Genomic DNA, 11,736 nt, shown 5'->3' on the forward strand with positions numbered 1-11,736 from the left:
AGGTCGGTGGACTGATCGGTTTCGCAGATCTACGTCGCAGGCTGAACAGGCGATGTAGAACGTTATTTTTGGGCGAACGCCAGTCCAGTACTCAAACCATTGCCTCGCTCTTCGCAGGGCCGACGGCACATGGCGATCGAGCGAAGGTAGGAACGGTACAGGTAGCCCAGAAGGGCAGGCGGGAACGGTGAAAGCATGCTTTGACAACATCAATCGCAGAGGTGACACATCCAATTCGGTCACAACAACACGATATCAATGGCCAATAGGCAACCTTTCACCTGTCTATGACGATAACGTCCCGTCCACTGCGCGTCAAGATTTTCCACCGGCAGAACATGACGGTCGGCAAAAAGCCAGAGGATGACAACTGACCCAAACAGTTATTCCGGTCGTGCCAAGTTGCTCCAATGTGACCCATCATCTTGACCGTGCACCAGCACGCCTTTCTGGCTCCACCCCAGATCGGCACGAACATCACTGCTGCAATATCGCAGCGTCAATCCGCAACGGCGGCGATCAGAAAGGTTTGCCTCGCTGCCGTGCAGCAAAAGATCGGCGTGAATCGACGCCTGGCCTGCCTTTAGGGGGTCATCAACTCGTCTGCCAAAACTTTCTGGATCATCGATGGTCTGGTTCAGAACATTGTGCTCGCTGGAATCGCTGGGCCGGTAAGTCATGTGACCGTGGACCTGAGAACCTGCAATGAACTTCATGCAGCCATTTTCCAAATCAGCATCGTCAATCGCCAGCCACACCGTGACCGCCTTGCTAGGAGACAGCGGCCAGTAACTGGCGTCCTGGTGCCAGGCGACGGCTTTGCCATCACCGGGCATCTTGCAGAAAAAATGCGATCCCCAACCAATCACGTCCTCACCCAACAAGTCGGCAACCGGCGCGACAATCTTGGGATCAGTCAGAATGTCATAAACTGGGCCGTACTTCAGGTGCGCTGAACTAATGGAATAGCTATCCCCACCACCCTGCATGACCTGAGCGAGCAAATCGTCAAAGTAGCTTCGGATTGAGTTGATTTCCGAGTCGTTATAAATCTCCAAGGGCGCAACGTAACCGTCTTGGTTGAACTGTTCGATCTGTTCAAGAGTCAGGGACTTCGGATCGGTGTTGGTGCTGGGATGGAATCGCAAATCGCGTCCCATCGCAGCCAACTCACTTTCGGTGGGAATGATCGAAAAGTCTTTCTTGTTCATCGTTCTGCATCCTCATTGACCAAACAGCAGCATCGGTGGATAGAGCCTCCATCGAGGCGTCGACGATAACCAGCGCTAGAAAGATTGACAATAGGGTGCTGGCGGTCGCTTCGCAGAGGGAGGCGACGGACAGTGTTTGTGTTTGCACGGAGAATCATCCGTGAAGGTCATGTGCATTTATGACACACGCGTCAGGGCCGGCGGAGGAAGAGCACCGCAAACGCGAGCACACCACCAGGGGCTTGGTATTCACTCAAAGCATTCAGCAATTACGTCGCTGTTGTACTGACGATCTGAGGCGAGACCGCTATGATGGGGAAGAACTGCCGCGGCCCTGAACCAAGCCTGCTCCGGCGTCTCGCCTGTGTCCAGAATCACGATTGCCCCAAAGAGCCCCCCTCGATGTTGGATCTATTTGACAAGATAGAAGAAGCGGCCGCAAAGATCATGGCCGAGTTTGATGAGAAGCCCACCGTGGCGATGATTCTGGGAACGGGACTCGGTGGCTTGGTCGAAGAAATCGACATCAAGGCATCGATTGAATACGGGGACATTCCTCACTTTCCCGTCTCGACAGCGACCAGTCATCGCGGACGTTTGGTCTGCGGTTATCTAAAGGGCATTCCTGTGATGGCGATGGAAGGTCGCTTTCACATGTATGAGGGCTACCCGCTGAAAACCATTACGCTTCCTGTACGCGTCTTTAAACGTCTGGGAGCGGAACTGCTGATTGTCAGCAATGCCTGCGGCGGCATGAATCCGTACTATCGTCCCGGCGACATCATGGTGATTGACGATCACATTAACCTGATGGGCGACAATCCGCTGATTGGGATCAATGACGATCGACTGGGGCCACGTTTTCCTGACATGTGCGAACCCTACGACCAGTTTTGGATCGACCAAGCTCTGACCATTGCCCGCCGCGCTGATATTCCCATGCATCGTGGCGTCTTTGTCGCTGTAGCGGGCCCTAACCTTGAAACCCGAGCCGAGTACCGTTTTCTGCGAATGATTGGCGCCGACGTGGTTGGCATGAGCACCGTCCCCGAAACCATCGTTGCAGTGCATTGTGGACTCAAGACGGTGGGGCTGAGCGTGGTCACCGACATGTGTTTTGCCGATGCCCTGAAGCCCGCCAACGTCGAAGAAATCATCAAAGTCGCTAACCAAGCGGGGCCGGATCTTAAAACCATCGTCTCTGAATTGGTTCTCGAAGCCGGCCAAACGCGAATCGCCTAGTTCGCTGGCCACTCAGCTTTCTTTCAGTCACGGCGTTAACTTGTCATTGCCCGACTCTCTGTTGCAACAAGCTCTGGATGCCATCTCGCGACGAGATGACGTGGCCGCTTGGCGTCAACAAGGCCCAGCGACCGCAATTGTCTTAGGGACCGGCCTGGGCTCGTTTGCTGAAAAGATCCAGGACTCGTTTTCGATTCCCTATGACAGCCTCCCCGGCATGCCCTCCTGCACAGCGGCCGGCCATCGCGGTGCGTTTTTGTTTGGGCAATTCGCAGGCCAACCGGTCGTCGCAATGGCTGGCAGACTGCATCGTTATGAAGGCCATTCACGCTGCCAACTGACATTCCCCATCGAATTGATGCTGGCACTGGAACCGCGACAATTCATCGCCAGCAACGCCGCCGGAGGCCTGCGAGCAGACTATTCGGTGGGCGACTTACTGGTCATTCGAGACTGGATTGACTGGTTGCACCAGCCGCTTGATCGCGGCGGCCGAGGGCTGCCAGAGGACGATCCGGAACGCCAACAACCGCCTTTGAACTGGCAGGGCAATCGTCCCGGCCATCCTGAAACCGCCACCCTTCAACAGCTTGCTCTCCAGTGTGGCCAACAACACGGGTTTGCCATCCATCAGGGCACCTATCTGGCCACCCTCGGGCCGAACTACGAAACGCGGGCCGAGTGCCGGATGATGCGTCGAATCGGGGCTGACGTGGTTGGAATGAGCACCGTACCGGAACTGATTCTGGCGAAAGAACGCGGATTTCCAGCTCTGGGTGTTTCCGTGATCACCAACCTGGCACTCCCCGACCGGGCCGCAGAGGCGGATCATTCGGAAGTTTTGCTCGCCGGACGCGGTGCAGCGGATAAAATGGAGCTGGTCGTCCGTGCCATCGTGGACCGAACGTCACGGGTCAAGTAACGTTTGATCGACCGCCTCGCCGTGCCGATTCCCTGCTCTTCCCAACGCCTGTTTCCCAATGACCAACCCCGCACCCTCTGATTTCCCTGCCATGGATTCGGTAGAAGCCATCGAACGGATCAACGCATCCGTTGCGTCGGAGGGTCCCGAAGCCAACGATATCGAACCGAGTGATGAAGCTAAGCCGGAACACACGTTCGACATGCAAGCGATGGATGATCGCGAGCTGATCGAGACATTGCGGCGGATTCCACGAGCTCAGTCTGAAAAATTTCCCCGTGTGGAACTGACCGGCGCCCGGGGACAACACTGTGCACTGATGCAAATCAATCATCCACTGCGTGTTCGCGTGTTGGGATCACTGGGCGACTATGCCTGTGCCTGGAACGACGAAACCGTTGTGAAGGTCGAACGCAACGTCGGCCATGGAGCTGGCGAGGGCATGATCAGTGGCTCGCTTCGCGTCTGCGGCGACGCCGGCTTGGGCGTTGGAACAGCCATGACTGGAGGGACGGTTGCCATTTATGGATCAGCCTCACATCGTGTTGGTGCCGCGATGCGTGGTGGCGGCTTGTTCGTGCGCGGCGACGTTGGCGACGATGTCGGACTGGGTGCCTTGGCTGGCACGATCGTGATTGGTGGTGATGCCGGAAAAAACCTCGGCGACCCTCATAGCAATGTTGACGTCTTCATTCGGGGACAGGCACAAAGCCTCGCTCACGGAGTCGTCGAAGCGACGCTCTGGAAAAAGCAAGAGGTCAAACTGGGCTTGCTCCTCATCAGCGCTGGCATCCGCGGCAGTGCCTCCGATTTCCGACGCGTGATTCCGCAGGCCAAGCTGGAAGCGGAACAACACAATCGTGGCGAGTTGATGCCCAATTGGCGTTAGCGTCTCATGCGAACACTTCAAAGCGCTCTGCTCAACTGACTGTGAACTCCCTCCTGCGAACTTGCGTCCACTGATGAACGACGATCGATTCAACGAACTGCATTTTCTGCCTCCCGGCGTGGCTCCACCTGCAGCGGATCCGGACTCCGTCGAAAACCACTGGACGGTCAGCCAACAAGCAGTGGATTCTAGAGACCTCAGTGGCCAAGGCGGCCATTCAACAGTCACGCTGCGGACACCTTTGTTTCTTGACCAAGCGCCCTGGATTGGCATGCCTTGCACGTGGGCGGATACCGTTGCAACCACCGCGGCATCCATGGGCATTACGGTTTCGGCCCTTCACCGGGACCTGAGTGATGTGGACGGTGAAGCTGATTTTTTTCGCCCGCTTGGCGACCCAGAAGACAGTGAGACGGGTGACATCGAGTACCTGCCACGCATCCTGCCCTACTACGTCGATCGATTCGGATTGATTCCCGCTGACTTTGTTGGCGCCAGCGTCATCGACGTGCGTCTGTGCCCGTACCAAAACCACTTGCGACGATTCGCTTATTCGCCGGATCAGATTCAGCGCTGGGAACGCACCGAGCCTGACAAACCACTGGCAGGCGGCGGCTATGTGGGCGCGGCAACGTTTCCCGCCGACATTGCCTCGACAGATCAAGCGGCGACAAAGTTCGAACAATTGCGTCGACTCTCTCCGGGCGCGATCGTGATGGCATCGTTGCTGCCCTATCAATTGCGGCAAGACATTCGAGCCATCGTCAAATCAGCGCCCGACGGAATCATCTTGCGAATTGATCAGCCAGAATTCAGCCCGTTTCAAGTTGCCAGCATGGTTTCTTATGCAAAACGCAAGCTCCAGCAACTAGGGCATCCCGACATGTCTCTGTGGGTTGTCCCTGGACAAATCACGCCCACGGATGCGGCGAAATTGATTGGACTGGGCGCGTCTGCGATCGCCATCGATCACTGGATGAAGCCTCTCTTTGAACAGCTCCACCGCAGCTCTCGCGGACTGACACCAGAACCGCTGGCCGAACACCACTTGCCCTCGATGGTGCATCGCTTGCTGACCGAACCGGTGGAAGCAGCCCTCGCCGGCATCTCGAACCTGGGTACCGCGGAGATCCAGGGCGTCCGCCTTGCGACCTTTCATCCCAAATGGGCCAAAGCCTGCAGCGCCGAATTGTTGACCTAAACTGGCAGCGCGGCAATCGGGTTGCGTGCTACAATGCGCCTGTCGGTCGGATTTCTCACCCCACTCATTGCCCTCCCTTTATGCAGGTTTCTTATGCGTTTTCCCCTCGCATTCAACGGTCAAACCGCGTGCCGAAACGTTGTCATGTGGCTTGGCTTGTTCACGTTCGCCGCTCAGGCCACTGCCCAAGAGCCCGCTGAAAAATCCCTTTCAGGCACGGATGTTCAGGGCAAAGAAAAGCCCGCAGCAGGAACAGAACAGGCCCGTCGCAAACTGGCACTCCTGCGTGAAAAAGAAATTCGTGAAGACCGCCAACGCGAAGAAGAAACAGCCCTCAAACGACGCTTCGAAGAAGTTGAAGCTGCCATCGCGAAACTTGCCAAGCGATTTGAAGAACTTGAAGCGATCAAACGCGAAGCTCCTGAAGAGGGAAAAGAGCAACGCGCCCTAGCACGTGAGTTTGAAGAATTAGCGACCGTCAAAGCTCACCTCGTTGAGGAACAAAAGAAGCTGCAGGTCTACTTGGCTCGCCTGGAACTGCAACGGCGGCAGCGAGTGGACTCACTGGGTGTGGACAACAAAATTCAAAGAGTCCGATCCGAAGAACAAGAAGAGCGCGAAGAAATAGAATCGCAAGAAAGACGTGAACAGCAAGAACGTCGCGAAATTGAAATGCGCGAGCGGGAAGAGCGTCGTGAGATCGAAGCACGCGAGATGCATGAGCGTGAGATGCACGAACGTGAGATGCACGAACGTGAGATGCACGAACGTGAGATGCACGAACGTGAGATGCACGAACGTGAGATGCACGAGCGTGAGATGCATGAGCGTGAGATGCATGAGCGTGAGATGCATGAGCGTGAGATACACGAGCGTGAGATGCATGATCGTGAGATGCATGAACGTCCCGAACGTTTTCACCGCGAACAACAGATGCACGCAGAGTCTCGCGAACTGGAACTCGAACATCAGCGTTTGGATCTGAAACGCAAAGCGATGGAACTGGAACTGATCGAACTTGAACTGATTCGCAAAAAGTTAGAATTGAAGCTGCTTGAAAAAGAAGTCAGCAACCAATTCCAAAGTGACAGTCGCAAAGCTGGAATGGCGCTCCTGGATCGTCTTTTGCTGTACAAAAAACAACAACCTGATCAAGCCATTGAAATTCTAAAAAGGACCTTGGATCAAACCAAGGATCCGTTGCTACGAATCGAAATCGGCCAGCGACTTGGCTACACACTGCTAACGGCTGACAAAGGCGACGAGGCAGCCAGCATCATGCTGCAATTATTGCGTGATCACAAATAGGCCGCAGCCATTTTGCATCTCGTCGATCGACATCATTCCCTTTCAACCTGGTTTAACTTCATGTTCAAGCGATTCTCCGCGTTCATCTTCGTTCTTGCGATCAGCCTTAGTCAGCTCTCGGCTGAGACCTTGGTCTATCTGGGCACCTACACCAAAGGCAACTCGACCAGCGAAGGCATCTATCTGTCCCGTTTGAACGATCAGACCGGAGCGTTATCTGCCCCCGAACTAGTCGCCGAACTGGAAAACCCATCGTTTGTCGCGATCAGCCCAGACAAGCAGTTTCTCTACGCTGTTTCTGAAGTGAGCAGCGGTGACGAAAAGACCATGGGCGTGTTTGCCTATCGCATTGAGGATGACGGGAAACTGGCGGCGCTGAATGCTCGCTCGACCGGTGGCGGGGCGGCCTGTCACTTAATGGTGCATCCCTCGGGGAAGTTGCTGGCCGTTGCCAACTACACCGGCGGCAGCACGGCGTCGTTTCCGATCGCCGACGATGGCTCGCTGGGCGAACGTGCCTCTCTGATCAAGCATCAAGGCAGTAGCGTGAACGCTCGGCGACAGGAAGCACCGCACGCGCACTCGGTGAACTTTTCCCCTGACGGCAACCAAGTCTTGGTCGCTGATTTAGGTGCCGACAAGCTGTTCATTTTTGACGTCAACATTCAATCCGCTCAACTGACTCCGGCCAAGACCGCCGACTTCCCCATGCCTGCTGGCGGCGGACCGCGTCACCTTTGTTTCGCCCCCGAGGGCAATGAAGACGGGACGCATCTCGTCGCATCCAACCTTGAACTGACCAGCGAAGTCACCTTGCTGAATTACGCCCCCAAGAGCGGCCAACTGACGATGCTCAAGAAACGCTCGACATTGCCCGAGGGTCAGTCGGTCCCAGGCAATAGCACCGCTGAATGCCTCTTTCATCCCAGCGGTCGGTTTGTTTACGTGTCCAACCGAGGACACCATTCGATCGCCGTATTCCGTGTGATTCATGATCGCAACACGTTACGTCTGACCCAGAATCTCTACACAAGCGGTGAGACTCCCCGTGGTTTTGGCATCTCTCCCGACGGTCGCTTCTTGGTTGCTGGCAATCAAAACAGCGGCAACGTCGTCAGCATGCAAATCAATCCCAAGAATGGCAAGCTGACGCCTGTGGAGGGAGAGATCAACGTCGGCGCGCCGGTCAACGTCCGGTTCCTGGTGAAGTAGCCGCATCCGCCGTTTTCGCGTTCGCCACGGCGCTATCAGCAACATCCTCCCGCCGGCGGGATCAAACCGGGGCTATCTGCCTGCGACCAATGGCACTGAACGTGGGTGATTGGCTTGCTAGAGCCTCAAATAGCTCATCAAATCGGCGATCTGCTGATCGGTTAGATCCTTCAACAAACCTTCGGGCATCAGTGAAATGGAAACCGGCCCGAACTGCTCCAACTGATCCTTGGGGAGCGTGATCAACTGATCTTGGTCGGTTCGCAAGACCACCTTGGCTGGATCTTGTTGAGCCACTGTCCCGGTAATCACACGACCATCATCGGTCAGCGCTCGGAAGGTCTGGTAGCCTTCGCGAATCTCGGCGCTGGGAGCGACGAGGTTATTAATCCAGAACGCCAAATTCCCTCGCTCATAGCCGTCCAGCGGCGGCCCCAACTGTTTGCCATCGCCAAACAACTGATGACACTGAGCGCATTTGGTTTGAAACACCTTCCGACCTTGTTTCGGATCTGCCTTGGTAACAGCCACAATGGATTCGAGACGCTGGTACTGGGCCACTTGCTGTTCGGTGGACAGAGGAATCAGTTTGCCAAAGGCTTGCTGAACCTGTGATGCCAGCGGTTCGGTTTCATAGGTCCGAAGCCTCTGGACCACGTCTTGGGGAACTTGAGCAGGCTTCAATCGCCACTGATTGACTTCTTGCAACAAGCGGGCGGCCCATACGGGGCGACTTGATAACGTCCGACACGCCGTGGCTCGCAAGTCATCCTGATCACTGATGCGACCATAGAAGGCGCCAACCAATTGATCGGCGATTCGAGGATCATCATAGGCCCCCAAGGCTTGAATCGCTGTGCGCTGCAAGGCAGGTTCAGCACCGGCGCGCCCCGTTGCAATTCGAACCAGCAAGTCTTTGGCCTGATCTGCCTTGACCTGCCCCAACGCTTGGGCAATCTCAATTCGCAGTGGCAGAGGCTTGCTGCGATCTGCCAACCACTTTAACGCCTGTGCGATCGCCTGCGCATCACCGCTTCGCAAGCCAATCACGACGCCATCTTGCCCCTGGCGTTTTTGGTACTCGCGGAGGGCTGCTTGCAAGGAATCGGGCAACTGGCCGACCGATCGCCCCGTGAAGGCGGCAATCAAGCCAACCATCAACTGATCCCTGTCGGTGGCTTGCGGGGCAAGCTCCAGTAACCGTTGACAGTGGCTCAAGTTTTGCTTTCCGCCCTCGGCGGCATAACGCTGCATCAAACGGCTGAGCAAGACTTGACGTGCCAGGGGGCGCTGCCAAACCTCCGCACTGCTCAGCCAGGCTTCGACTTCTGCAAAAGAAGGCGTCTTCGCCTCCAAGGCCCACCAGAGCATCAGAGGAAAATGTGGATCCGCCAGATCAACGGCGTTTTGGTCAGTCACCACCGTCAAGGCATCGATGATCGCCAGCGCCGGTTTGGCAGGCAGACGCTTGGCAGTGGCGGCGAGCTGCACACGGACCTGCGGATGTTTCTCGGTCAACGCCAGCTGAATCATTTGCGGATGCGAACGATGCTCGTCACCCAACAGTCGCACTGTCCAGCGGCGAATATCGGCGTCATTGGATTCCAGGAATGCGGTGACGTTCTGATCGTCCAACTGCTGCATCAGTCCCAGCGCCCACAGTGACTCCAAGCAATCGTGCTGGTTGACGCGTTGCACAAGGTCATTGACGACCGCGGAATCATTTCGCCAGCCCAGCACCAACATGGCTCGGCGGCGCACCCACTTATTAGCATGATCGAACAGTTCGATCAATTCCGCACTGGACTTCTTCGTCAAGTCACCTTCGGTGTAGGCGGCGGGGGTTGAATGGGGCCGGATGCGATAAACGCGCCCGCTGTCTTTGTGCCAGTCATCAACCGGATTGACATGACTGAGCCGAGTGTCGTACCAGTCGGCCATGTAGATGGCACCATCTGGTCCAACGCCACAGTAAACGGGACGGAACCAACGATCATCGGTCTCAATTAGATTGCCCAAGTCCTGAGTACGATACGTCGAACCATCGGCAACTCGCTGGCTGTTCCAAACCAAATTGTGCAACGAGTTGGGGGCAACAATCGTTTCCTGCATGGCTTGGCCAAACAGGCCCCCTTCGTAAATCGCGAATGCCTGAGCAAACCGCCGGGTGTCCCCTTTCATTGGCATGCCGGTGAAGTAGCCAAACGCATAGGGGTTCGTTAGCGGACCGTGCTTGCCCCAGTTTTTATCGCTGTAACTGCCTTGGGGGTAATGGTAACCACGTTTGCTGCCACCGTTGGTTCCCGAAAACACACGTCCACGGCTGTCGATGTCCAGCGAGAACGTGTTGCCACCGCCTTCCGCATAAATCTCAAAGACGCGTGTCGTGGGATGGTAGCGCCAAATGCATTGCCCTTCAAAGGAAACTCCCTTGGTCACCGACGAACTGACTGTCCCTGCAGTCGTGCTGCCATTTGCACCATACAACCAGCCGTCGGGGCCCCATAGCAAACTGTTGGCAACGCTGTGCGTGTCCTGCAAACCAAAGCCCTGCAGATGCACCTCGGGAGGGCCGTCGGGAATGTCGTCTTGATCGTGATCGGGGTAACGCAACAGATAAGGTGGGTTCAACACCCAGATCCCCTGCGGTCCTACTTGGACGCTGGACGCGATGTTCAGATCACTGAGCACATCCTTGCTGCGATCGTACAGACCATCGCCATCGGTGTCTTCGAACACCGTGATGCGATCAGCTCCCTTCGGGCCAGCCGGCGGCGGCGGTGGGACTTTATCGAAGACGGCCCGCAAGTATTGATCAAATCGCACCACCTTAAGACCGGCGGGGTATTGGTACTGGCGATACTGAACGACCCACATTCGGCCTCTGGAGTCCCAGCTCAAGAACAGCGGCTGCGCGATGGTCGGCTCACTGGCGACAAGGTCCACCGTCACGTCGGGGCGTCCCTTCAGACGGGCCACCATCTGATCCGGTGGCGTCGGCAGCGAGCGATCCTTCTGCGCGCCCCTCGGGGCAAACGAGCGAACGATGTCGGCCACCTGTTCGTTGCCGGCAATGGATTCCGACTCGTCCTGAGCATTTGACTCGGGCTCCACAGCGTTCTCCGGGAGGCCATCGGTCTGGCCGCGGCTGATGCTGGGGGTCAGAAAAACACAAAGACCAACCAGCCAACTGACGAAACTCGGACAACGCATGCTGCACCTACCGAAAAAGGATCAAGCCGGCGCGTCGTACTCCCAGCGGCGGGGCGCGACGAGGCTCTAAGAGGGAACGAGCGATTTTACACCATTTAAGGGCGGCCCTGGCTCCCGAAACAGCTTTGCACCGTTGCTGGAACCAACCGGTGCAGTTTCCCCAGACCGCGCCAACGACGTGAATTGATCCCAATCGCCTGTTCGGTCGCCCCCAGCCAGTCGCCAAGGTTTGGCAGACCGTTGCCATGGGCGAAAGGGAAACGAATTGTGCACCATTGCCAGTAGGTTCCGCTGGCATTTGCCCCCACCGGGGCGCATTAAACAAGATCCATGCTGTTGCCCACTCCTCCGGCAAGGGTTGGCGTTTGGACGCCAGTAAAGTGTCACCCCCGCCAAGACGTGACAAATCACCGCACCCATATTTGTTATCAAAAGGGGAATCGGTGCGACAGGTATTTTCGCACGACGTTTGCCTGACGCGCCGCCCACCCAAAAGAGCAGTATTCTGCTGTTAAAGCCCGCACAAGCGTTAAAACGG

At 56.4% G+C, this 11,736-nt stretch carries 8 protein-coding genes; 6 read left to right on the forward strand and 2 right to left on the reverse strand.

The features are described from left to right. Positions 1-383 precede the first annotated feature (383 nt). Positions 384-1,211 (reverse strand): phytanoyl-CoA dioxygenase family protein, encoded by an 828-nt coding sequence (locus SV7mr_RS17260; RefSeq protein ID WP_145274954.1) that lies wholly within the window; start codon positions 1,209-1,211, stop codon positions 384-386. Positions 1,212-1,613: 402 nt separating this feature from the next. On the opposite strand from SV7mr_RS17260, the gene SV7mr_RS17265 reads away from it, so the two are divergent. From SV7mr_RS17265 to SV7mr_RS17290, 6 genes are all read left to right on the forward strand, one after another. Then, entirely contained in the window at positions 1,614-2,453 is an 840-nt protein-coding gene (locus SV7mr_RS17265; protein WP_145274957.1) for a purine-nucleoside phosphorylase, read from the forward strand. A gap of 40 nt (positions 2,454-2,493) precedes the next feature. Continuing rightward, positions 2,494-3,375 carry a purine-nucleoside phosphorylase gene (locus tag SV7mr_RS17270; RefSeq protein ID WP_419187526.1) on the forward strand — a complete coding sequence of 294 codons (882 nt, stop codon included), beginning with the start codon at positions 2,494-2,496 and terminating at the stop codon, positions 3,373-3,375. Between the two features lie 58 nt (positions 3,376-3,433). After that, positions 3,434-4,264, forward strand: coding sequence for a tributyrin esterase (locus tag SV7mr_RS17275; protein ID WP_419187527.1), 831 nt, complete (start codon positions 3,434-3,436; stop codon positions 4,262-4,264). A 73-nt stretch (positions 4,265-4,337) separates the two neighbouring features. Beyond that, positions 4,338-5,465 (forward strand): hypothetical protein, encoded by a 1,128-nt coding sequence (locus SV7mr_RS17280; RefSeq protein WP_145274963.1) that lies wholly within the window; start codon positions 4,338-4,340, stop codon positions 5,463-5,465. A gap of 93 nt (positions 5,466-5,558) precedes the next feature. Continuing rightward, positions 5,559-6,773: a coiled-coil domain-containing protein gene (locus tag SV7mr_RS17285; protein ID WP_145274966.1), complete on the forward strand. Its 1,215-nt coding sequence runs from the start codon at positions 5,559-5,561 to the stop codon at positions 6,771-6,773. Between the two features lie 60 nt (positions 6,774-6,833). Beyond that, positions 6,834-7,985: a lactonase family protein gene (locus SV7mr_RS17290; RefSeq protein ID WP_145274969.1), complete on the forward strand. Its 1,152-nt coding sequence runs from the start codon at positions 6,834-6,836 to the stop codon at positions 7,983-7,985. Between the two features lie 117 nt (positions 7,986-8,102). Here SV7mr_RS17290 and SV7mr_RS17295 read toward each other — a convergent pair whose 3' ends face one another. Then, positions 8,103-11,198 carry a PVC-type heme-binding CxxCH protein gene (locus SV7mr_RS17295; RefSeq protein ID WP_145274972.1) on the reverse strand — a complete coding sequence of 1,032 codons (3,096 nt, stop codon included), beginning with the start codon at positions 11,196-11,198 and terminating at the stop codon, positions 8,103-8,105. Positions 11,199-11,736: the final 538 nt, after the last annotated feature.

Source organism: Stieleria bergensis (assembly GCA_007745635.1).
In the GTDB taxonomy this organism is placed as follows: domain Bacteria; phylum Planctomycetota; class Planctomycetia; order Pirellulales; family Pirellulaceae; genus Stieleria; species Stieleria bergensis.